Raw genomic sequence first — 22,351 nt, 5'->3', positions numbered from 1 at the left:
ACCCTGTGTCCCGGCGGTCACTCCCCGGGAGCGGTGCCCAGCAGGTCGGTGCGCAGCTGCGAAGCGGTCGAGATGACCAGCATGAGCAGCGTCCCGAGCGGCGAGGACTCCATGCCCTCGGCCGGGAACGCGTACCTCAGCGTGATGTCGATGCCCTTTTCCGAGCGCACGACCCCGAGCGTCCCGAACAGGCCCTGCCCGGCGCGTTCCGCCGCCGAAACCGCGATCGCCGGATCGTCCGGCAGATCCCAGGCGACCACGCAGGTCAGGCTCAGCACTGTCAGCCCTTCGGCCAGCCGGGTCGCCTGGATGACGCAGGGGACGTCCGCGTGCGAGAAGGTCAGCGCGCCGTCGTCGTCGACGTGGACTTCGAGATAGCGCTCGAGGGCTTCCCGCGCGGAGGTGAGCAGGGCCGCCGTGTCCGCCGCTTCGGTGGTCATGAGGTTCCTTCCGAAGCCTTGTCGATGGCGCCGCCGAAGCGGCGGTCCCGTTTCGCGAACTCGAGGCACGCCCGCCACAGGTGGGTGCGGTCGAAGTCCGGGAAGAGCGTGTCCTGGTAGACCATCTCGGCGTAGGCCGACTGCCAGAGCAGGAAGTTCGACGTCCGCTGCTCCCCCGACGGCCGCAGGAACAGGTCCACGTCCGGCATGTCGGGCTGGTACAGGTACTTCCCGATGGTCTTCTCGGTGACCTTGTCCGGGTTCAGCTTCCCGTCGGCGACGTCCTGGGCGACCCGGCGCATGGCGTCGGCCAGTTCGGCACGGCCGCCGTAGTTGACGCACATGGTCATGTTCAGCGCCGTGTTGTCCTTGGTCTTCTCCTCGGCGACCTGCAGTTCCTTGATGACGCTCGCCCACAGCTTCGGGCGGCGGCCCGCCCAGCGGATGCGGACGCCGATCGAGCCGAGGTAGTCGACCTGGCGGCGGATGGTGTCGCGGTTGAAGCCCATCAGGAAGCGGACCTCTTCCGGGCTCCGCTTCCAGTTCTCGGTGGAGAACGCGTACACCGACAGCCATTTGACGCCGAGCTCCACGGCACCGCTGGCGACGTCGATCATCACCGCTTCACCGCGCTTGTGGCCCTCGATCCGGGGCAGTCCCCGCTGGTTGGCCCAGCGGCCGTTGCCGTCCATCACCAGCGCCACATGCTTCGGGAGGAGTTCCCGGGGGATCTCCGGCGGCCGGGCACCGGACGGATGCGGCTCCGGCGCGCGAAGCTCGATTTGCGACGCCTTGTTCTCGCGTCCCCTGCGCAGCACCTTCGAGCCTCCTGATCGAGTGAACCTGTGCCTGCGACCCTACTGCGCCGGAGTGACGCCCTCCCGCGCACGCCTCTCCACCAGCGGCAGCGAGCGCAACTGGCGCTCCAGATGCCACTGCAGATGCGCCGCGACCAGGCCGGAAGCGTCCCGCCGCGGCACCGGCTGCGACGCTTCGGCCACCGGCCACTCCCCGTGCAGGAGCGCCGCGAGCAGGGTCAGTACCTCATGGGAGGGGTGGACACAGCCGGGAACCCGGCAATCCGGGCACATCGAACCGCCGGCGGACACGCTGAACGCCTTGTGCGGACCCGGCAGGCCGCACCGGGCGCATTCGGTGATCGCGGGCGCCCATCCCGCGTAGGCCATGGCCCGCAGGAAGAAGGCGTCGAGCACGAGGGAACTGTCCCGCTCGCCGCCCGCGAGTGCCCGAAGGGCGCCGACGACGAGCATGTAGAGCTTCAGCACCGGCTCGCCCTCTTCGGCGGAGAGCCGGTCCGCCGTTTCGGCGATGGCGCTCGCGGCGGTGTAGCGCTGGTAATCGGCCACCAGCGGCAGCGCGAAGGCGTCGACCGTCTCGACCTGGGTGATCACGTCGAGGGAGCGGCCGGTGTAGAACTGGACGTCGACGTGCCCGAACGGCTCCAACCGGGCCCCGAAGCGCGACGACGTCCGACGCACGCCTTTCGCGACCGCACGGACCTTGCCGTGCCGCCGCGTGAGCAGGGTGATGATCCGGTCGGCCTCACCCAGCTTGTGCGTCCGCAACACCACTCCGGTGTCGCGATAGAGGTTCACCACCCCGACATCGTCCCACCTGGGACCGACATCGGGGTGGTGCGCCCCGGAATCAGCAGTAGCTGCCGTAGCAGCTGTAGGTCGCCGTCGAAGCCGCGATGATCGAAAAGATGAAGATGACGATGCCGACGAGACAGCCGAGCCCGCCGATGATCGACGCGATCATGCACATCGTCTTCGTCGACCTCGACGCGTCCGCGGCGGCCGCGTAGTTGCCCTGCATCTTGTAGGTGTTGACCTCGTTGGACTTCATGATCGCGAAGATCGCGATGATCCAGCAGAGGAAGATGCAGCCGATCGCCCAGCCCTTGTAGTCGGGGATCGAGTTGATGTCACCGCCGCCACCGGGCATGCCACCCGGGGCACCGTAAGGCGCGGGCTGGCCGTAGGGCGAAGGCTGACCATAGGGAGCGGGCTGGCCGTACGGCATCGGGTTCGCCCCCGACGGCTGACCGTAGGGCGCGGGGGTGGCGCCGGAGGGCTGACCGTACGGCGCGGGCGTGGCGCCGGACGGAGGTCCGTATCCGGGCTGAGGCTGCTGGCCATAGGGCTGCTGCTGGCCGTAGCCAGGCTGCTGGCCGTACGGGTTCGTCATCGGGTTCCCCATTTGTGTCGTGCTTCCCGGCGGGTGGATCCCGCCGGTCGTTCCGTTACTGCTGCGGCGTTCCGGGCCCGTTCGGCCCGTCCGCCCCCGGCAGCTGCTGCCTCAGCTGCTCCGGCGTGATCTTCTGCGTCGGCTCGGCTTCGTCGAACCCGGACGGCGCCTGCTGAGACTGCTGACCGGGACGAAGCACCTGGGTGGGCTCGGCCTCGCCGAAAGCCGGTCCGGGCTGGGACTCCGGGGACGGTGCCGCGGTTCCCTGCGGCTGCTGACCGAACGGCTGGGACGGCTGAGAGGACTGCTGTCCGAACGGCTGCGCGGGCTGCTGCCCGAACTGGCCCGGCTGCGGCTGCTGGGGCTGCGCGCCGAACGGCTGCTGCGGCTGACCGAACGGCGAAGGCTGCGCGGGGAACGACTGCGACGGCGCGGGGAATCCCGGGCTCTGGCCGAACGGCGCCGACGCGGGCGCGGTGGCCTCGCCGGGGACGACGACGGTGCTGAGGATCTTGTCGGCGAACGTCTGCTTCTTCTGGTCCCACAGCGGCCAGAGGTAACCGAGGCCGCAGACCCAGCCGTCCAGGTTGTGGCACAGGTCCCGGACGAAGGCCATCAACGGGCCGATGGGCTGCCCGTCGGCCTCGCGGACGAGCTTGATCTTCAGGACCTTCTTGCCGAGGGACTGGCCCGTGTTCCCCATCTGGATCCACCGGTTGTAGATGGTCCAGCCGAGTCCCGCGAGGTAGCCGAGACCGGCGATGATCATGCCGACCGTGTAGGACCCCGTCGCGGAGATGATGGAACCGATGATCGGGAGCACGACGATCGGCCCGAAGTCGATGAGGGTCGCGCCCGCCCGCAGGCCCCAGTGGGCGTAGTCCTGCTGCGGACCGAACTGGGAGGCCTGACCGAACGGCGCCTGCTGGCCCGGCTGCGGCTGGCCGAAAGGAGACTGCTGCGGTTGCTGCCCGAACGGCGTCTGCTGCTGCGCGCCGAAAGGCTGCTGCGGCTGCTGCCCGAACGGAGACTGCTGTTGCTGGCCGAACGGCGAGGATTGCTGCTGCCCGAACGGGGACTGCTGGTCACCTTGGGGAGGCTGCTGCCCGAACGGCGAAGGCTGATCACCCTGGGGAGGCTGCTGCCCGAAAGGTGAAGGCTGCTCCCCCGACGACGGCTGTCCGAACGGCTGCTGCGGCTGCGGTGACTGCTGCTGCCCGTCCCCCGGCTGGGGCCCGGACCCGGGTGGCGGCTGCTGTCCCGGCGGCTGCTGGCCGTAGGGAGTGGTCATCGAAATCCCCTCGCTGGTTCCTCGCCCCTGGCGCACGGGGCCTCGTGCGGCGACCCGGGCTGAATGTACGGCATGGGTACACGCCGAGCAGACCGGTGCGCGGGAGCGTACTCGGTGCCACCGACGATCCGGGTCCCGGCCCGGCACTCACACGTGGAGCGAGGTGAACGGGGCGAAGGGCAGGTTACGGATGACGAACCAGACGACGAACACGACGCCGAACGCGAGCGGCGTCCAGCGCCAGTGCAGCCAGCTGTCCATCGTACGACCGCGGACCCTGCCGACCGCCCAGGCGACGGTGCTCCAGACGAGCAGCAGAACGACCACAAAGGACACCGCGTTGTAGTGCAGCGCGGCGGGGATGTCGCCGTGCAGCACGCTGTAGACCATGCGCATGCCACCGCAGCCTGGGCACGAGATGCCCAGCAGTGCCTTGGTGGGACAGACCGGAAGCGGCCCGCCGGGCGTGGTGGGATCGCCCAGCCAGAGGGCGACGCAGCCGAGACCGGCGCCGGCGGCGATGGCCAGGGGCGGCCCCAGCGCGCGGGCCCGTGCTTTGAACCCGCGCGCCGGGAATCCCGTGTAGACGGACGTCGTCACGGCGTGAAGCTTCCCGCCGACGCTCCGATGATGATCATCACCACGACGAAGATGATGTACAACAGGAAGAGACCGCCGGTGGCGATCGCTCCCCACATCGACCACTTCTTCGCGTCGTCGGCGGCCTTCTGGGCTTCGGCGTGGAAGCCCTGCGACCACAACGTCTGCACCTGGCTCGACTTCACGATCGCCACGATACCCAGCGGCAGGCAGCACAACACCGTGCAGAGAATGGCCCACACCAGGTTGTTGTCCGGCGGCGGACCGTAGTTCGGCACGCCGCCGTAGTACGGCTGCTGCGGTGGAGGCCCGCCCGGAGGCGGGTAGTTCGGGTACTGGTCGGTCATGAGGTCTCCCCCTCGGTAGCCGCTATCAGCGGTAGTTGTTCATGTCGACCGAAGTCGAGAAGACGCCGAGAGCGACCACCAGGACGAAGTACAGGATGCCGAGGACGACACCGACGATCGCGGCGATGATGGCCCACTTCTTGGCGGCGTCGGCGGATTCCTGCGCGGCGGCGGGCTGCCCCTGCGCCCAGAGCGTGTTCACCTGGGTCGCCTTGATGATCGAGACGATTCCGAAGGGCAGGCAGCACAGGATCGTGGTGAGGATCCCCCACACCAGGTTGTTGTTGGGCGGCGGGCCGGGGTTGTTGAAGCCGCCACCGCCCTGAGGGTCGCCGGAGTAGTTGGGCAGGCCCTGGTTGTCGGTCATTTACCGCTTTCCCTTCACGAATGAGATGTGGAAATCGACCCGCGCGCCGCCGCCCGATCAGCGATCACCGGAGTCGAGGAGTGAGACTCTAAGGTCACCCGTCCGGTTCCACATCATCAACCGGTCTCCGCGACCGAATCGAGACATTCCGTTCAGTCAGAAGCCCAGTCGTCGCAACTGACGGGGGTCGCGCTGCCACTCTTTGGCGACCTTGATGTGCAGATCGAGGTAGACCTTCGTCCCGAGGAGTCCTTCGATCTGCTGCCGGGCGCGGGCGCCGACGTCCTTGAGACGCTCACCCTTGTGCCCGAGGATGATGCCCTTCTGGCTGGGTCGTTCCACATAGAGGAACGCGTGCACGTCGATCATGTCGTCCCTGCCCTCGTGCGGCAGCATTTCCTCGACGGTGACGGCGATCGAGTGCGGGAGTTCGTCCCGGACACCCTCCAGCGCGGCCTCACGGATCAGCTCGGCGACCAGGGTCTGCTCGGGCTCGTCGGTGAGTTCCCCGCCCGGGTACAGCTGCGGGCCTTCGGGAAGGTGGCGCACCAGCAGGTCCGCGATCGCGCCGACCTGGAAACCGTCCACAGCGGACACCGGGATGAGCTCGGCGAACTCCATGACCTCCTGCAGGGCGAGCAACTGCTCGGCGACCTGTTCGGGTTTCACGAGATCCGTCTTGGTGACGACACCGATCACCGGGGTGCGCTTGGCGATCTTCTTGAGTTCGGCGGCGATGAACCGGTCACCGGGACCGACCTTTTCGTTGGCGGGCACGCAAAGCCCGACAACGTCCACTTCGGACCATGTCGAGTGGACGATGTCGTTGAGCCGCTCGCCGAGCAGCGTCCTCGGCCGGTGCAGCCCCGGCGTGTCGATGATGACCAGCTGGGCGTCGTCACGGTGGACGATGCCGCGGATGGCGTGCCGGGTGGTCTGCGGTTTGCTGGAGGTGATCGCCACCTTGCTGCCGACGAGCGCGTTGGTCAGCGTGGATTTGCCCGCGTTGGGGCGCCCGACGAAACAGGCGAAACCGGAACGGTGCGGCTCGGCCATCAGTTCAGCACCTTGCCACTGGGATCGGCGAGATAAATGGGCGCCTTTTCGGCGATGTCGCGGACCGCGTGCACGGACGCCTCTTTGAGCAGGCCTTCCGCGGTGACCACGACGGCGGCCTCGATTCCTTCGGCTCCGCTCGAAACGGCGGCGGCGACGGCGGCCTGCAGCGCGGTGAGCTTGAACGACGGCTGGTCGACCGTGCTCGCCGCGTAGGTGCGGCCGTCGGTGTCGCGCAGCGCGGCGCCTTCCTCGGCCTGGGTGCGGGCTCGCGCGGACCTGGCCAGGGTCACCAGCTTCTCGTCCTCGGCGTCCAGCTCAGGCATGTTCGACACTCCTGTCACTTTCATCGGGCTGCGGGACCCGCGTGCGGCGCCTGCCCTGGGCAGGGTCGGTCACCGCGGTCGCGTCGGCGGGATGGACGACCACCGTGGTGATCCGCATCCGCCCGCGCCGGTCCTTACCGCCTTCGGCGAACAGCCGAAGTCCGGCGACCTCGGCTTCGGCCCCCGGCAGCGGGACCCTACCCAGTCGCTCGGCGAGCAGCCCGCCCACGGTCTCCACGTCGTGGTCTTCGAGGTCGATCCCGAACAGTTCGCCCAGGTCGTCGATCGAGAGCCGGGACGAGACGCGGACCGCGCCGCTTTCGAGTTCCTCGACCTCGGGGCGTTCGTCGGTGTCGGATTCGTCGGTGATCTCACCGACGATCTCCTCGAGGACGTCCTCGATGGTGAGCAGGCCGGCGGTGCCGCCGTACTCGTCGACGGCGATCGCCATGTGGTTGTGCGAGACCTGCATCTCCTTGAGCAGATCGTCGAGCCGCTTCGAGTCCGGCACGAAGCTCGCCGGGTTCATCAGCTCCTCGACCACGCGCTGCGGACCGCCCTCGCCCATGTAGGCGGGCATGAGGTCCTTGATGTTGACCACGCCGACGATGTCGTCGACGGATTCGCCGATCACCGGCAGCCGGGTGAACCCGGTGCGCAGCGCCAGCGCGAGCGCCTGGCGCACGGTCTTGTCGTGCTCGATCCAGACGATCTCCGTGCGCGGCACCATCACCTCGCGCGCGACGGTGTCGCCGAGTTCGAACACCGAGTGGATCATTTCGCGTTCGGATTCCTCGACGACGCCGCGTTCCTGGGCGAGGTCGACCAGTTCACGCAGTTCGACTTCGGAGGTGAACGGGCCTTCGCGGAAGCCACGGCCGGGGGTGATGGCGTTACCGAGGACGATCAGCAGCCTGCTGAGCGGGCCGAGGATCGAACCGAGGACCCGGACCGGGCCCGCGACGACCAGGCCGATCCGGTACGGGTGCTGGCGGCCGAGGGTGCGCGGGCCGACGCCGATGAGCACGTAGCTCACCACGACCATCACGCCGGCGGCGACCACGATGGCGAGCCACAGCGGCTCGATCCAGCCGAGGATGTCGACGGTGACCAGCACGGTGGCCGTCAGCTCGCAGGTCATCCGCAGCAGCAGGATCAGGTTGATGTGGCGGCGGCGTTCGGCGATGACCAGCGCGAGCTGACGCGCGCCGGGGCGCCCGAGCCGGACGAGACCGTCGGCGCGGGCCTTGGAGACCGTGCTGACGGCCGCGTCGGCGGCCGCGAACACCCCGGCGAGCAGGATCAGCGCGATGGCGATGACCAGCAGCGCGGTCGGACTGCCCATGTCTAGGCGGGGGGTTCGTCGGCGGGCGCGGTGTCCAGACCGGCCGTGCCGAGGAGCCTGTCGTCCGCGGTGCGCTGCGCGTCGCGCCGGTCCACCGCGGCCACGGCCGCCTGGAACTCGCCGAGGATCCGCTTCTGCAGACCGAACATCTCGCGTTCTTCGGCGGGTTCGGCGTGGTCGTAGCCGAGCAGGTGCAGGACCCCGTGCGTGGTGAGCAGGTGCAGCTCGTCGATCAGCGCGTGCCCGGCGGTCTTGGCCTGGTCCTTCGCGAACGCCGGGCAGAGCACGATGTCACCGAGCAGTGCGGGTGAGGCGTCGGGCGCGTCGGGGCGGCGCGACGAGTCGAGCTCGTCCATCGGGAAGGCCATGACGTCGGTGGGACCCGGCAGGTCCATCCACCGCTCGTGCAGGTCTTCCATCACCTCGAGGGTGACGAGCAGGATGGACAGCTCGGCGAGCGGGCTGACCTCCATCTTGTCGAGCGCGAAGCGGGCGGCCGACACGATCGACGTCTCGTCGACGTTCACGCCCGATTCATTGGCGATCTCGATGCTCATGAACGGCGTTGCCCTTTCCAGCCGCTGCCCTGGCCCCGGTTGTTGCCCTGGTCCTGGCTGTCCTGCACTGCCTGCCACTTCTCGTACGCGTCGACGATGTCGCCGACGAGCTTGTGCCGCACGACGTCCTGGCTGGTGAGCTGGGCGAAGTGCAGGTCCTCGACGCCTTCGAGGATGTCCCGGACCACCCGCAGGCCGCTCTTCTGGCCGTTGGGGAGGTCGACCTGGGTGACGTCGCCGGTGACGACGATCTTGGCGCCGAACCCGAGCCGGGTGAGGAACATCTTCATCTGTTCCGGCGTGGTGTTCTGCGCCTCGTCGAGGATGATGAAGGCGTCGTTGAGGGTGCGGCCGCGCATGTACGCGAGCGGCGCGATCTCGATGGTGCCCGCCTGCATCAGCCGGGGGATCGACTCGGGCTCGACCATGTCGTGCAGCGCGTCGTAGAGCGGGCGCAGGTACGGGTCGATCTTCTCGTTGAGCGTGCCCGGCAGGTAGCCGAGGCGCTCGCCCGCTTCGACCGCGGGCCGGGTCAGCACGATGCGGCTGACCTGCTTGGCCTGCAGGGCCTGGACGGCCTTGGCCATGGCGAGGTACGTCTTGCCGGTACCGGCGGGGCCGATGCCGAACACGATGGTGTGCTTGTCGATGGCGTCGACGTAGCGCTTCTGGTTGAGCGTCTTGGGCCGGATCGTCTTGCCGCGCCGGGAGATGATGTTCATGCTCAGCACTTCGGCCGGCGACTCGGAGTCACCGGTGGAGAGCATGCCGACGGTGCGGCGGACGGTGGCCGGATCGACCTGCTGGCCGCGGCCGGCGAGGGTCACGAGTTCGGCGAAGACACGCTCGGCGAAGGCGACGTCGGCGGGGGCGCCGGTCAGGGTGACCTCGTTGCCGCGGACGTGGACGTCGGCGGCGAGGAGTTCTTCGGCGACGCGGAGGTTTTCGTCCCTCGAGCCGAGCAGGCTGAGCGCGGCGGCGTCGGGGATGGGGAATCGGGACTGGGCCGCTTCGGTGACGGCGGCCTCGTCGGCCTTCGTCGCTGTGACGTCCGTTGTGACGTCGGGTCGGGCGGCTTCACCCGGTACGGTTCCGGCCACGTGGCCTCGGGCCTACTTCCTGCGCTTACGCTGCGATTTTCAACGACACTGACAAGGTCGATGCTACTGGTTGCGGGTGGCGGCACGCAGTCCGGTTTCCGCAGGCCGTGCGCCTCAGCGCCCGAAATGCCCCAGCTGCTCGCCACCGAGCACGTGCGCGTGCACGTGGAAGACGGTCTGCCCGGCGTCACCGTCGGTGTTGAACACCACCCGATAGCCGGACCCGTCGATCCCCTCGAGCTCCGCCACCTTCTTGGCGGCCAAGGCGATGTCGGCGAGCACCTGCGGGTCCGCCGCGGCCAGCTCGGCCACGTTCCGGTACCGCTTCTTCGGCACCACGAGCACATGCACCCGCGCCTGCGGCGCTATGTCCCGAAACGCATACGTCGTCGCGTCCTCGTACACCTTTTCGGACGGGATCTCCCCCGCGATGATCCGCTCGAACAACGTCTCCGCGTCACTCATTGCCCCACCCTATCCCCCACCCGGCCCACCCCGCCCCGACTTGGGATCGGGCGCCACGCCACGGCCGCCTCAGTGTCACCAGCGATCACATCGAAAGTAGCGAAGGACCCCTTCACTACTTTCAAGGTAGGCAAGGAGGCCTTCACGACCAGAAGAACAACCGCCACTAGAGGGCTACTTGCGAAAGCCTTGTCACTCACCAGCCCACGACAACGCGCCAGCATCGGCACAGGACGGCCTTGTCACTCACCAGCCCACGACAACGCGCCAGCATCGGCACAGGACGGCCTTGTCACTCACCAGCCCACGACAACGCGCCAGCATCGACGCAGGACGCCACGTCACTCACCAGCCCACGACACGCGCCAGCATCGACGCAGGACGCCACGTCACTCACCAGCCCACGACAACGCGCCAGCATCGGCACAGGACGGCCACGTCACCACCTACGCACGCTTCGCTTTTGCTCTGTCTCCCGGCCGCCAACCGCCGCCGGACGCACCGTGGGGGGTCCGGGGGGCTCGGCCCCCCGGGTCAACACGCGGAACCGCGCCGCGGCGTCGAAATTTGGGACAGAGCATGAGCGAAGCGACATGCGAAGCCCCCAAATGAAGACGCCGCGGCGCGGTGGAGCCTGGGGGTCGCTCCACCGTCGCCGCGGCTCCGCCGGACCGAGGGGGGAGGTGCCCGGCGGGGATTCACGCGCGCGACTGGGCTTCATCCCCAGTGGCGCGCCGAAACCGTGTGTTGCGCGTCAGTTAACGAGAGTAACGGCTGTTTGCGTGATCGCGCCATAACTCGCCGCAAATTAGTGGGGTGTTTTTTCACGTCCAGCGGTCGGTGAGAACTCCCAGCGCGCCGAGCGCGACGGCGGCCGCGGTGGAGGTGCGCAAAACGGTGGGGCCCAACCGGATGGCGGTCGCGCCGGCGTCGGTGAGGGTGGTGAGTTCGTCGTCGGTGATGCCGCCTTCGGGGCCGACGACGAGGAGGATGTCGCCTTGTGGCGGGAGTTCGATCTCGGTGAGCCGGGTGGTGATGCCGGATTCGAGGACCAGTGCGCGGGAAACGGTCTGGACGAGTTCGGCGAGTTCGCGGGTGTTCGCGGGTTCGGCGACTTCGGGGACGTGGGCGCGGCGGGCTTGTTTGGCGGCGGCGCGGGCGGTGCCGCGCCAGCGGGTGAGGGCTTTGTCGCCGCGGGTTCCTTCTTCCCAGCGGGCGACGCTGCGGGCGGCGCGCCACGGGACGATCGCGTCGGCGCCGGCTTCGGTGGCGAGTTCGACGGCGAGTTCGCCGCGGTCGCCTTTGGCGAGTGCCTGGGCGACGATGACGCGCAGTGCGGGCGGTTCTTCGATCCAGTGTTCTTCGATGGCGAGAGTGAGTGCCGCATCTCGGCCCGCTTGGACGGCTTCGACGACACAGCGCGCCATGCCGCCTTCGCCGTCGGAAAGCACGAGACGTTCGCCGACGCGCAGCCGCCGGACGGTGGCGGCGTGCCGGGCTTCCTCGCCGTCGAGCGTGGTGCGCCCGGAACCGGGCAGCGCGGCGGTGAGGAAGACCGGCAGTGTCGTCTCGGGCACGGGTTACCGGTGGTTCTTGGTGCGCAGCTTGGAGAACAGCCCGCCGGGCTTGGAGCCGTTCGAGGAGAGCGAAGGCACGTCTTCGCCGCGCTGCTGGGCCAGTTCGACGAGGAGGTCCCGCTGGGCGTCGTCGAGTTTGGTCGGCACGACGACGTCGATGTGGACGTGCAGGTCGCCCCGGCCGTCGACGCGGCCGGAGGACCGCAGCCGCGGCATGCCCTTGGCGGTGAGCACGAGTTCGGTGGCGGGCTGGGTGCCCGGCTCGATGTCGAGTTCGTAGTCGCCGTCGATGAGCGTCTCGATGGGCACCGTGGCGCCGAGGGCGGCGGTGGTCATCGGGATGCGGAAGTTGCAGTGCAGGTCGTTGCCCTGCCGGACGAACACCTCGTGCGGTGCCTCGTCGATCTCGACGTACAGGTCGCCTGCCGGGCCGCCGCCGGGGCCGACCTCGCCCTGGCCGGAGAGCCGGATGCGCATGCCGTCGCCGACGCCCGGCGGGATCTTGGCGGTGACGTTGCGGCGCGCGCGGACGCGGCCGTCGCCGCCGCACTGGCGGCAGGGGTCGGTGATGACCTCGCCGAAGCCACGGCAGACCGGGCAGGGGCGGGCGGTGACGACCTGGCCGAGGAACGACCGCTGCACGGACTGGACCTCGCCGGCGCCGCCGCAGGTGTCGCAGGTCTGGCTGCCGGTGCCCTCGGTCGAGCCGGCGCCGCGGCACAGGTCGCACACGATGGCGGTGTCGACGGTGATCTCACGGTCGACACCGGTGGCGCAGTCCTCGAGCGTCAGGCCGAGGCGGATGAGCGCGTCGGAGCCGGGCTGCACGCGGCTGCGCGGGCCACGGCCGCGACCGCCACCACCCCCGGCGGCGCCGAAGAAGGCGTCCATGATGTCGCCGAGTCCGCCGAAACCGGAGAACGGGTCACCGCCGCCCGCGCCGCGCGCCCCGCCGTCCATCGGGTCACCGCCGAGGTCGACGACCTTGCGCTTCTGCGGGTCCGACAGCACCTCGTAGGCGGTGGTCACCTCACCGAAGCGATGCTGAGCGTCCTCCGACGGGTTGACGTCGGGGTGCAGTTCACGGGCCATCTTGCGGTACGCGCGCTTGATCTCCTGATCCGTCGCGTTCTTCGCAACCCCGAGAATGCCGTAATAGTCCCTCGCCACCGTCTTCGCCTTCTCCTTCTGACTTCGACCTCAACGCGGCTCAGCGGCCGGAGAGGATCTGCCCCACGTAGTTCGCCACCGCGCGCACCGCGGCGATGGTGTTCGGGTAGTCCATCCTGGTCGGACCGACGACGCCCATCCCGCCCAGCAGCAGGTCGTCCATGCCGTAGCCGATGGACACCACCGAGGTGCTGCGCATCTGCTCGTCCTCATTTTCCTCACCGATGCGCACGGTGATCGCACCGGGGTTGCGGGCGGCCGCGAGCAGCTTGAGGACGATGACCTGCTCCTCGAGCGCTTCCAGTACCTGCCGCAGCGATCCGGGGAAGTCCGAGACGTTGCGGGTGAGGTTCGCCGTGCCGCCGAGGACCAGCCGCTCTTCGGGGTGCTCGACCAGCGATTCCACCAGAACCGTACAGACACGGGTGAGGTTGTCGCGCAGCTCTCCCGGCGACTTCTCCGGCAGTTCGGCGACCGCCGCCGCGGCCTCGGAAAGACGGCGGCCCGCGAGCGCCCCGTTCAGCACCGTGCGCAGCCTGCCGACGTTCTCCTCGGTGATGACGTCCCCGAGGTCGACCGTGCGCTGGTCGACGCGGCCGGAGTCGGTGATCAGCACCAGCATCAGCCGGGCCGGGGTGAGCGGGACCACTTCCAGGTGACGGACGGCGGAGTTGGTCATCATCGGGTACTGGATGACCGCGACCTGCCTGGTCAGCTGCGCGAGCAGCCGGACGGACCGGCGCAGGACGTCGTCGACGTCGGTGCCGCTGTCGAGGAAGGCCGTGATGGCCCGGCGTTCGGCCGTGCTCAGTGGTTTGACCTCGGCGATCCGGTCGACGAACAGCCGGTACCCCTTGTCGGTGGGGATGCGGCCGGCGCTGGTGTGGGGCTGTGTGATGTAGCCCTCTTCTTCGAGCGCCGCCATGTCGTTGCGCACGGTGGCGCTCGACACCCCGAGGTTGTGCCGGTCGACGATCGCCTTGGACCCGACGGGCTCCTGGTTGGACACGTAGTCGGCGACGATCGCGCGCAGTACTTCGAAACGGCGTTCTTCGGCGTTGGCCATCCGCACCTCCCTCGGCTCGTCCTCACAACGAGTTTACGGAAGGCATAGTGCCCGGGGTGCCGAAGGACGCTTTCCCCGCATGACCCGAGAGGAAAGCGCCTGGTCCCCTCAGCTCACGGCGGCGGAAAGAGCGTCGTATTCGGCGTCGGTCAGCTCGATCTCCGCGGCGGCGACGTTGTCCTCCAGATGCGCGACCGACGACGTCCCCGGGATGGGCAGCACGACCGGCGACCGCTTGAGCAGCCACGCCAGCGCGAGCTGCGAGGGAGAGCGGCCGTGTTCCTTCGCCAGTGCGGCGAGGGGGCTGTCGTCGCCCGCGAGCCCGCCGGTGGCCAGCGGGTACCAGGGGATGAAGCCGATGCCGTGTTCGGTGGCGTGGTCGAGCAGGGCCTCGGAGCGGCGGTTGCCGAGGTTGAACAGGTTCTGCACCGACACGATCGGCGCCGTCTTCTGCGCCTCGGCCAGGTCGGACACGCTGACCTCGGACAGCCCGATGTGCCGGATCTTGCCTTCGTCCCGCAGCTCGGCGAGCACGCCGAGCTGGTCGGCCACCGGCACCTGGGGGTCGATGCGGTGCAGCTGCAGCAGGTCGATCCGTTCGACGCCGAGGTGACGGAGGTTCAGCTCGACCTGCTGGCGCAGATACTCCGGCCTGCCGACGACGGTCCACTGGCCGGGCCCCTGCCGGGTGAAGCCGACCTTGGTCGCGATGACGAGGTCGTCGGCGTACGGGTGGAGCGCCTTCTTGATGAGGTGGTCGGCGACGAACGGGCCGTAGGAGTCGGCGGTGTCGATCAGCGTGACACCGAGTTCGACCGCGCGGCGAAGCACGCGTACGGCCTCTTCGGGGTCCTTCGGGTCGCCCCAGACGCCGGGGCCCGTCAGCTGCATCGCCCCGTAACCCAGGCGGAAGACGGGGAGATCGCCGCCGAGCGCGAACGTTCCGGAGCGGCGGGCGGGCTGTGCGGACATGGAGCCTCCTGAAGCTTCCTCGGCTGACTCCGTCCACCCTCGCTCTCTCTGGCGGTGAAGGCCAGCCTGGTCGCTCCTCGGGACGCTATGAAAGGCCCGTTACTTGCAAACTTTGCAAGTAACGGGCCTTTCATAGCGCGCGCGGGAGCGCGAAAGCGTCAGCTGTTGCGCGGGAACCCGAGGTTCACCCCGCCCTGCGAAGGGTCCGGCCACCGCGAGGTGACGACCTTCGTCCGCGTGAAGAAGTGGAACCCTTCCGGTCCGTAAGCATGGCTGTCCCCGAACAGCGAGTCCTTCCACCCGCCGAACGAGTAGTAGCCGACCGGCACCGGGATCGGCACGTTCACACCGACCATCCCGACCTCGACCTCGTTCTGGAACCGCCGCGCGGCCCGTCCGTCGTTGGTGAAGATCGCGGTGCCGTTGCCGTAGGGGTTGGCGTTGATCAGGTCCAGCGCCGCGTCGTACCCGTCGGCCCGCGCGACCGTCAGCACCGGGCCGAAGATCTCGTCGGTGTAGACCGACATCTCCGGCGTGACGTGGTCGAACAGTGTCGGGCCGAGCCAGAAGCCGCCCTCCTCGCCGTCGACCTCGATCCCGCGGCCGTCGACGACGAGACGGGCGCCCGCTTCGACGCCCGCGTCCACATAGGACTCGACGCGTTCGTGGTGCGCGGCGGTGACCAGCGGCCCCATCTCCGAGGTGGGCCGCATGCCGTCGCCGACGCGCAGCCGCGTGATCCGCTCGGCGATCTTCGCGACCAGTTCGTCGCCGACCGGGTCGACCGCGACAACGACCGACACCGCCATGCACCGTTCCCCCGCCGAGCCGAAGCCCGCGGAGACGGCCGCGTCGGCGGCGAGGTCGAGGTCGGCGTCCGGGAGGACGACCATGTGGTTCTTCGCGCCGCCGAGCGCCTGCACGCGTTTCCCGTGCCTGGTCCCGGTTTCGTAGACGTACTTCGCGATCGGCGTCGACCCGACGAACGAGATCGCCTTGACGTCGCGGTGTTCCAGCAGGCCGTCGACGGCCACCTTGTCGCCGTGCAGGACGTTCAGGACGCCGTCGGGCAGACCCGCTTCGGCGAACAGTTCCGCGATGAAGGTGGCCGCGGACGGGTCCTTCTCGCTCGGCTTGAGCACGACGGTGTTGCCGCAGGCGAGCGCGTTGGGCACGAACCACAGCGGGACCATCGCCGGGAAGTTGAACGGCGAGATCACGCCGACCACGCCCAGCGGCTGCGAGATCGAGTAGACGTCGACGCCGGTGGACGCGTTCTCGCTGAACCCGCCTTTGAGCATTTGCGCCGCGCCACAGGCGAACTCGACGTTCTCGATGGCGCGCGCGACTTCGCCCGCCGCGTCGGACTCGACCTTGCCGTGCTCGCTGGTGACGATCTTCGCCAGCTCGTGGCGCCGCGCCGACAGCAGCTCGCGGAAGGCGAACAGCACCCGCGTCCGCCCGGCGAGCGACGTCCCGCGCCAGCCGGGCAGTGCCCGGGACGCGGCCGCGACGGCGGCGTCGACGTCGTCCTGGGAGGCGAAGGCGACCTTCGCCCGTACCTGTCCGGTGGCCGGATCGAACACGTCACCGGATCGGTCGCTCACGCCCTCGGACGGTTTGCCGTCTATCCAGTGGTTGATGCGGTCGGTCACGGATTCCGCCCTCCTGATCGCCGTTGCCTGCTCCCGGTCGAGTCTGGGTGCGCGCGCCACACCGACGCCATCGGCAACGTGTACGGACTCCCGCCCCCGGCCGTACAGTCTGTCTCTCTGCGTTCCGACCAGGTGGGAGGCCGATGTACCCGACCGTCGCCGAGGTGCTCGCCCTGCCGGTGCTGCGCCAGGGCCGGCCGCATGTGGTGGCGGGCGCGGCGGGGCTGGACGCCCCGGTCCGCTGGGCGCACGTCGCCGAGGTCGCGGACATCGCCCCCCTGCTGCGGGGCGGGGAACTCGTGCTCACCACCGGGGTCGCGCTGCCCGACGACGGCGCCGCGCTCGCGAGGTACGTCGCCGATCTGGCGGGGGTCGGCGTGGCCGGGGTCGTCGTCGAACTGGTCCGTCATTGGAGTGACAAGCTGCCGCCCGCGCTGGTCGACGCCGCGGACCGCCACGGCGTCCCGCTGATCACCCTTTCGCGGGAGACGCGGTTCGTGTCGGTGACCGAGGCGGTGAACGGGCTGATCGTGGACGCCCAGGTCGACGAACTCCGCGCGGCGGAACGGGTCCACGAGACCTTCACCGCGCTGACGGTCGCCGGTGCCGAGCCCGGCGAGATCCTGCGCGAGGTCGCGAGGCTCACCGAGCATCCCGTCGTGCTGGAGACGCTGTCGCACGAAGTCCTCGCCTATGACACGGCGGGGACGGATCCCGGCGAACTGCTGCCCGGCTGGCCGTCGCGGTCGCGGCCGGTGCAGGTCGGCGAGCGGACCGGTTTCCACCCGGGCGCGGGCTGGCTGATCACCGTGGTCGGCGCGCGCGGGCACGACTGGGGGCGGCTGGTCGTCGTCTGCGGGGATCCGCCGTCGCGGCGGCACGTCGTGGTCGCCGAACGCGCCGCGTCCGCGCTCGCGGTCCACCGGCTGGTCGCCAAGGACACCGACAGCCTCGAACGCCAGGCGCACCGCGCGATCCTGACCGAACTGCTGGCGAATCCGGTGCCGCCCGCGGAACTGACGGCGCGGGCTTCCGCGCTCGGGGTCCCGCTGACGGGTCGGCTGCTGGTCGGGGTCGCCGTGCGGCCCCGGATCACCGCGACCGCCAAGACCGCGCAGTCCACTCCGGTGCTGTTGCGGGAACTCGCCGAGGCGACCGCGCTCGCCGCCCGGCGCGCCAAGGTGTCCGCGCTGGTGGCCACCGACGACACGCTGGTGCGCGCGCTGATCGCGCTCTCGCCGGAGGCGGGGGTCGACGCGGTCCTGCGGCGGCTGGCCACCGACGTCCACGAGGCCCGTTCCAGCGCGCCCGCGGTGGTCGCGGTCGGGACGACGGGCGCCGGACCCGCCGACGCGCGCCGGACGCTCGTCGAGGCCGCCCAGGTCGCCGCCGCGGCGCTCGCCGAGAACGCCGAGCGGGTGGTCCACCGCCTCGACGACGTCCGGTTGCGCGGCCTGCTGCACCTGCTGGCCGGGGACGAACGGGTCACCGCGTTCGCCGCGCGGGAACTCGGCCCGTTGCTGGGCCGCGACGCCGCGCAGGGCAGCAGACTCGTTCAGGCGTTGAGACATTACTGCGAACACGGCGGCAACAAGTCGGCCGCCGCGGCCGCCGCGCACACCTCCCGCACCGCCTACTACCAGCAGCTGGCCCGGATCGAGCAGGTGCTCGGAGTGCGGCTCGAAGACCCGGAATCGATGCTCTCCCTGTATGTCGCCCTGCTCGCTCACGACATTCGAGAGGCGAACGACCACACGACCGGGTGAGCAAATCTCACCCAAGCGTGGACCACAGTGATCGGGTCACATCAGCCGATAGTGGAAGTATGGCTTTCTTCGAACCGATCGGCGCCTGCGTCCTCGCGCTGGCCTGCATGGCCCCGGCGCAACCCGCCGAATCCACGTTCCAGCTGACCAGCCACGACGCACGCGGCCGGGTCGGCACCGTCTCCCTCAGCTGCGGCCCCACCGGGGGCTCACACCCCGGCCGCGGCGGCGCCTGCGCCAAACTGTCCGAAGTGGACGGAAAGTTCGACAGGCTACGCGCGGAACCGCGTTCCTGCACCTTGGAGTACAACCCGGTGGACGTCTCCGCCGTCGGCAAGTGGCGCGGCGAACCGGTCACCTACCGCACCTCGTACGCCAACCGCTGCGTCGCCGACACCGAGTCGGCCGGCGTCTTCACCTTCTGACCGACGGAAAATCGTTGCCCCGAAAGGCTTTTGTCCGATAAGGCCCTCGCGGCACACAGGTGACCGCCGGGCCTCCCCCTCGGTGGCCCGGCGGCCGCCGTTCACCACCGCCTTGATCGCCCTCACCCCCAAAGAAGGCGATCAAGGCCGTGGTGTCACGGCTCAAGAACGGGGCAGGTACCGGCACCCGATCCCGTCCTTCGCGGCAACGGGGGTCTGACGCGCGAGGGACCGGCTCAGGTTCCATCCTCGCCAATCATCTTCCGAGATACCCGTCACGACCGGCCCGAGCACGCACGACCGCAGCGGCTCCGGGAGCCGGTCCGCCGCGGGGACGACGTCGGCGGAAAACCCTGACAGATAACGGGTGTCGAGCGTCTTGCCGTGCGCGATCCGGTCGATGTTACGGTCGGCGATGAACCGTTCCGGATCGAGGACGGCCAGCCCCAGCAGCGCCGCGGCCGCGGCACCGATGGCCGCGCGCGGCAGCCAGGACGACCGCAGCGGGACCAGGGACACCAGTACCAGCAGGAACACCAGGCCGATCCAGAGTTCGCAGACCTCCACCAGCAGCCGCAGCACGGTGAACCCGTACGCCTGCTGATATGTCCACATGCGACTCAACGCCGACGCGACCAGCACCAGGCTGAGCACGCTCAGCACGCCGAGCAGCCCGCGCTGCCAGGCACGATCGGCCACCGACGACTTCGGCGCCCAGCGCAGCGCCGCGGCGACCAGCAGCAGGGTCAGCACGGTGATGGCGGACAGCTGCCAGAACCCGCTTCTGGCGTATTCGGCCGCCGTCAGCCCGCTCGTCCGCAGGACGTACTCGCTGCCGCCGAACAGCACGACCAGGCGGACCACGACGAAGCTCGCGAACAGCGCCACCAGCACGCCCAGCGGCAGGGCCCACTCGAACCGGTGCGCCAGCCGCTTGCGCGGCGCGTCGTCCTCGGCGGGCAACGGTGGTGCCGCCAGCAGGTAACACGCCCCGGCGACGGCGAACGCGGCCACGACGAACAGGAAACCCCAGCGCACGAAGGTTCCCGGGTTGAGCTCCGGGATCACCGAGTCGACGACGCTCGAGAACGCGGCGTCCGCGCCCCGCAGCAGCGGGACGAACACCAGCAGCAGCCCGGAGCTCGCCAGCACCGGCACCAGGAATCTCGGCCGCGTACGGCTTTCCGGCTTCTTGCCGAGCTTCACGAGCCCGCGCCCGATCCACGGGACCGAAAGCAGCGCTTCGATCGGGACCGCGAAGACGTCGTAGATGATCGTGTTCACGGTGCGTTTCCCGACCACCGCGAGAGATCCCGCGACACAGGCGGCCAGCACGCACAGCACGTTCAGCCACACCGACGCGCGGACCATGCCGACCGCGAGCAGTCCGAGCGCGACCGCCGCCCACAACGCGCTGGTGAGGCGGAAGTGCGGCTCGGCGTCACCGCGGGCCCGTTTGTCGGCGACGTAGACGGCCACGGCGAAGGCGAGCCCGGCCACGAACCAGCCGGCTCCGGGATCGTCCGGCATGGCGACCGCGGCGATCAGCCCGGCGGCGACAGCGGCGGGCAGCACCGAACGGGGCAGCGGGACGATCGACGACTTCGGCGGGACCCGCGGCCGCATAAGCACCGGCACCGGCACCGGCGCCGGTACCAGCGGCGCGGGCGGCAAGGTGTCCGTCGCCCCAGGGGGCGACGCGTGCGCCTGCTTCTCCTCTTGTTCTTCGCTCATCGAACCCTCCAGTTTGCGAAAGCACATCCGAGTGGGTGTGCGGAGCCGCGGAAAGAAAGCGGAACGGGCTTAAGGAACCGGGATCACGACGCGGATGACGCAGCCCGGACGCCCTTCGGGGGCGACGACGGCGATGCTGCCGTCGTGGAGGTCGACCACCCACCGGGCGATCGCGAGCCCGAGGCCGGTGCCACCGCCGCCCGCCCGCTCGCCGCGGGTGAACCGTTCGAACACGCTGTCCCGCTCCCCCGGCGGGATCCCGGGGCCTTCGTCTTCGACCTCGATGACGACGTCGGTCTCGCGGGCCTCCGCCCGCACCCGGACCTCGCCCCCGGCCGGCCCGTGCCGGACGGCGTTGTCGAGTAGGTTGACCACGACCTGGTAGAGCCTGCCGCGGTCGGCGACGGCCACGGCGCCGGGCGGCTGGACGTCGACGGCGAACCGCACGCCGCGGCCGGTCGCGGCGGAGGTCACCCCGGCTTCGGCGGCGACCTCTTCCAGCAGCAGTTCGAGATCGAACTCCTCCAGCTGCAACGGGAACGCGCCGGCGTCGATGCGCGAGAGGTCGAGGAGTTCCGAAACCAGCCTGCCGAGCCGTTCGGTCTGCTGCAGCGCGGTTTTCAGCGTCGCCGGATCGGGCTTGGCGACGCCGTCGACGAGGTTCTCCAGCACGCCGTTCAGCGCGGTGATCGGCGTGCGGAGTTCGTGGGAGACGTTCGCGATCAGCTCGCGCCGCCGTTGGTCCGAGGCGTCGAGGTCGGCGGCCATCTGGTTGAAGGCGTGGGCGAGTTCGCCGACCTCGTCGCGGGCGGTCGCCCGGACCCGCCGCGTGTAGTCGCCCTTGGCCATCGCCCTGGCGGCGGCGGTCATCTCGCGCAGCGGCCGGGTCATCCCGTGCGCCAGGATCTGCGAGGTGACCACGGCGAGCACCATCGCGGCGATCGTGGTGCGCGGCGGCAGCCAGCCGATCTGCCAGTTGAAGAAGGCGAACGCGATACCGCCCGAGGACACCAGCAGGATCGCGAGCTTGAGCTTGATGGACCGGACCGGGTCGAGCGGCCTCGGAAGCGCGTCGACGATCCGGCCGAACAGCGGGCGGAGTTTCACGATCCCACCTCCAGGGCGTACCCGACGCCGTGCACGGTGCGGATGAGGTCCGCGCCCAGTTTGCGGCGCAGCGCCTTGATGTGGCTGTCGACCGCGCGGGTGCCCGAACCGGTGCCCGCGACGTCCCAGTCCCAGACCTCGCTCAGCAGCCGCTCCCTCGGCTGCACCGCCCTCGGGCGCTTCGCGAAGTGGACGAGGAGGTCGAACTCGATCGGGGTCAGCTGGGCGGGTGTGCCCGCCCGCGTGACCCGCCGCTGTTCGACGTCGATTTCCAGGTCGCCGAGCACGATCTTCGTGCCCGCTTCGCTCACGTCGGTCCGTGCCGACCGTTCGACGCGGCGCAGCAGCGCGTGCACCCTGGCCGAGAGCACGCGCATGGAGAACGGCTTGGTGAGGTAGTCGTCCGCGCCGACGCCGAGGCCGATCAGCATGTCCGTCTCGTCCGACCGGGCGGTCAGCATCAGCACCGGGACCGGGCGGCGGGCCTGGATCCGGCGGCAGACCTCGAGCCCGTCGAAACCCGGCAGCATCACGTCGAGCACCACCAGATCCGGCTCCCGCGCGGCGTCCGTCTCGACGCCGGAAGGGCCGTCGTGCGCCAGATCGACCGTGAAGCCCTCCGCGCGCAACCGCGCGGCGATGGCTTCGGCGATGGTCACGTCGTCCTCGACGACCAGCACCCGGCGTCCTCCCAGTTCCATGGGGATGACTGTAAGCAGCGACCGTGGAGACCGTTCGGGTGAGCTGTGGAGATCCTGTGGAGATGTTTCAGCC

At 69.7% G+C, this 22,351-nt stretch carries 24 protein-coding genes; 2 read left to right on the top strand and 22 right to left on the bottom strand.

Annotation, left to right across the window (positions count from 1 at the left end; translation table 11 throughout):
• Positions 1-17: 17 nt before the first annotated feature.
• The 19 genes from ACLJRM_RS35935 to ACLJRM_RS35845 form a co-directional block, all read right to left on the bottom strand.
• Positions 18-440 carry a hypothetical protein gene (locus ACLJRM_RS35935; RefSeq protein ID WP_101606089.1) on the bottom strand — a complete coding sequence of 141 codons (423 nt, stop codon included), beginning with the start codon at positions 438-440 and terminating at the stop codon, positions 18-20.
• The gene (locus tag ACLJRM_RS35930) at positions 437-1,258 is read right to left on the bottom strand and encodes an isoprenyl transferase (protein WP_101606088.1); all 822 of its coding nucleotides are present in this window, start codon (positions 1,256-1,258) and stop codon (positions 437-439) included. Before ACLJRM_RS35930 ends, ACLJRM_RS35935 begins: the two co-directional genes overlap by 4 nt.
• Positions 1,259-1,297: 39 nt before the next feature.
• On the bottom strand, positions 1,298-2,059 hold the full coding sequence (recO, locus tag ACLJRM_RS35925) for a DNA repair protein RecO (protein ID WP_101606087.1): 762 nt from the start codon (positions 2,057-2,059) through the stop codon (positions 1,298-1,300).
• A gap of 49 nt (positions 2,060-2,108) precedes the next feature.
• Entirely contained in the window at positions 2,109-2,651 is a 543-nt protein-coding gene (locus ACLJRM_RS35920; protein WP_410665607.1) for a CD225/dispanin family protein, read from the bottom strand.
• A gap of 55 nt (positions 2,652-2,706) precedes the next feature.
• The gene (locus ACLJRM_RS35915; RefSeq protein WP_410665606.1) at positions 2,707-3,942 is read right to left on the bottom strand and encodes an RDD family protein; all 1,236 of its coding nucleotides are present in this window, start codon (positions 3,940-3,942) and stop codon (positions 2,707-2,709) included.
• A gap of 147 nt (positions 3,943-4,089) precedes the next feature.
• Positions 4,090-4,542 (bottom strand): DUF2752 domain-containing protein, encoded by a 453-nt coding sequence (locus tag ACLJRM_RS35910; RefSeq protein ID WP_410665605.1) that lies wholly within the window; start codon positions 4,540-4,542, stop codon positions 4,090-4,092.
• Positions 4,539-4,889, bottom strand: a complete 351-nt coding sequence (locus ACLJRM_RS35905; protein ID WP_101606082.1) for a CD225/dispanin family protein — start codon at positions 4,887-4,889, stop codon at positions 4,539-4,541. The genes ACLJRM_RS35910 and ACLJRM_RS35905 overlap by 4 nt, the downstream gene beginning before the upstream one ends.
• Positions 4,890-4,914: 25 nt before the next feature.
• Positions 4,915-5,256, bottom strand: a complete 342-nt coding sequence (locus ACLJRM_RS35900; RefSeq protein WP_101606081.1) for a CD225/dispanin family protein — start codon at positions 5,254-5,256, stop codon at positions 4,915-4,917.
• Positions 5,257-5,412: 156 nt separating this feature from the next.
• A complete protein-coding gene (era, locus tag ACLJRM_RS35895; protein WP_101606080.1) occupies positions 5,413-6,312 on the bottom strand; it encodes a GTPase Era in 900 nt (299 codons plus the stop codon).
• Positions 6,312-6,638 carry a cytidine deaminase gene (locus tag ACLJRM_RS35890; RefSeq protein WP_101606079.1) on the bottom strand — a complete coding sequence of 109 codons (327 nt, stop codon included), beginning with the start codon at positions 6,636-6,638 and terminating at the stop codon, positions 6,312-6,314. The genes era and ACLJRM_RS35890 overlap by 1 nt, the downstream gene beginning before the upstream one ends.
• The gene (locus ACLJRM_RS35885) at positions 6,631-7,983 is read right to left on the bottom strand and encodes a hemolysin family protein (RefSeq protein ID WP_101606078.1); all 1,353 of its coding nucleotides are present in this window, start codon (positions 7,981-7,983) and stop codon (positions 6,631-6,633) included. Before ACLJRM_RS35885 ends, ACLJRM_RS35890 begins: the two co-directional genes overlap by 8 nt.
• A 2-nt stretch (positions 7,984-7,985) precedes the next feature.
• Positions 7,986-8,540, bottom strand: a complete 555-nt coding sequence (gene ybeY, locus ACLJRM_RS35880) for an rRNA maturation RNase YbeY (protein WP_101606077.1) — start codon at positions 8,538-8,540, stop codon at positions 7,986-7,988.
• Positions 8,537-9,640 carry a PhoH family protein gene (locus tag ACLJRM_RS35875; RefSeq protein WP_101606076.1) on the bottom strand — a complete coding sequence of 368 codons (1,104 nt, stop codon included), beginning with the start codon at positions 9,638-9,640 and terminating at the stop codon, positions 8,537-8,539. Before ACLJRM_RS35875 ends, ybeY begins: the two co-directional genes overlap by 4 nt.
• Before the next feature lie 114 nt (positions 9,641-9,754).
• The gene (locus tag ACLJRM_RS35870; protein WP_410665604.1) at positions 9,755-10,105 is read right to left on the bottom strand and encodes a histidine triad nucleotide-binding protein; all 351 of its coding nucleotides are present in this window, start codon (positions 10,103-10,105) and stop codon (positions 9,755-9,757) included.
• Positions 10,106-10,929: 824 nt separating this feature from the next.
• On the bottom strand, positions 10,930-11,682 hold the full coding sequence (locus tag ACLJRM_RS35865) for a 16S rRNA (uracil(1498)-N(3))-methyltransferase (protein ID WP_410665603.1): 753 nt from the start codon (positions 11,680-11,682) through the stop codon (positions 10,930-10,932).
• A 3-nt stretch (positions 11,683-11,685) separates the two neighbouring features.
• A complete protein-coding gene (gene dnaJ, locus ACLJRM_RS35860; protein ID WP_410604241.1) occupies positions 11,686-12,852 on the bottom strand; it encodes a molecular chaperone DnaJ in 1,167 nt (388 codons plus the stop codon).
• Positions 12,853-12,892: 40 nt separating this feature from the next.
• Positions 12,893-13,918: a heat-inducible transcriptional repressor HrcA gene (hrcA, locus tag ACLJRM_RS35855; RefSeq protein ID WP_101606072.1), complete on the bottom strand. Its 1,026-nt coding sequence runs from the start codon at positions 13,916-13,918 to the stop codon at positions 12,893-12,895.
• Positions 13,919-14,026: 108 nt separating this feature from the next.
• Complete coding sequence (locus ACLJRM_RS35850) at positions 14,027-14,890, bottom strand: aldo/keto reductase (protein WP_101606071.1); 864 nt, start codon at positions 14,888-14,890, stop codon at positions 14,027-14,029.
• 158 nt (positions 14,891-15,048) lie between these two features.
• Entirely contained in the window at positions 15,049-16,545 is a 1,497-nt protein-coding gene (locus ACLJRM_RS35845) for a CoA-acylating methylmalonate-semialdehyde dehydrogenase (RefSeq protein WP_410665602.1), read from the bottom strand.
• Between the two features lie 143 nt (positions 16,546-16,688).
• Here ACLJRM_RS35845 and ACLJRM_RS35840 point away from each other — a divergent pair, with 143 nt between their 5' ends.
• Entirely contained in the window at positions 16,689-18,311 is a 1,623-nt protein-coding gene (locus tag ACLJRM_RS35840; protein ID WP_101606069.1) for a PucR family transcriptional regulator, read from the top strand.
• Positions 18,312-18,370: 59 nt separating this feature from the next.
• Positions 18,371-18,736 carry an SSI family serine proteinase inhibitor gene (locus ACLJRM_RS35835; protein ID WP_101606068.1) on the top strand — a complete coding sequence of 122 codons (366 nt, stop codon included), beginning with the start codon at positions 18,371-18,373 and terminating at the stop codon, positions 18,734-18,736.
• A gap of 162 nt (positions 18,737-18,898) precedes the next feature.
• On the opposite strand, the gene ACLJRM_RS35830 is transcribed toward ACLJRM_RS35835, so the two are convergent.
• The 3 genes from ACLJRM_RS35830 to ACLJRM_RS35820 all read right to left on the bottom strand — a co-directional run bounded on the left by ACLJRM_RS35830 (position 18,899) and on the right by ACLJRM_RS35820 (position 22,257).
• Entirely contained in the window at positions 18,899-20,470 is a 1,572-nt protein-coding gene (locus ACLJRM_RS35830; RefSeq protein ID WP_410665601.1) for a DUF4153 domain-containing protein, read from the bottom strand.
• Positions 20,471-20,539: 69 nt separating this feature from the next.
• A complete protein-coding gene (locus ACLJRM_RS35825; protein WP_101606066.1) occupies positions 20,540-21,577 on the bottom strand; it encodes a sensor histidine kinase in 1,038 nt (345 codons plus the stop codon).
• Positions 21,574-22,257, bottom strand: a complete 684-nt coding sequence (locus tag ACLJRM_RS35820) for a response regulator transcription factor (protein WP_168214530.1) — start codon at positions 22,255-22,257, stop codon at positions 21,574-21,576. Before ACLJRM_RS35820 ends, ACLJRM_RS35825 begins: the two co-directional genes overlap by 4 nt.
• Between the last annotated feature and the right edge of the window lie 94 nt (positions 22,258-22,351).

The organism is Amycolatopsis sp. lyj-84, assembly GCF_046549075.1.
Lineage (GTDB): Bacteria > Actinomycetota > Actinomycetes > Mycobacteriales > Pseudonocardiaceae > Amycolatopsis.
Note: the sequence above shows the minus strand (reverse complement) of the source record. Positions and strands in the feature narration are given on the sequence as shown.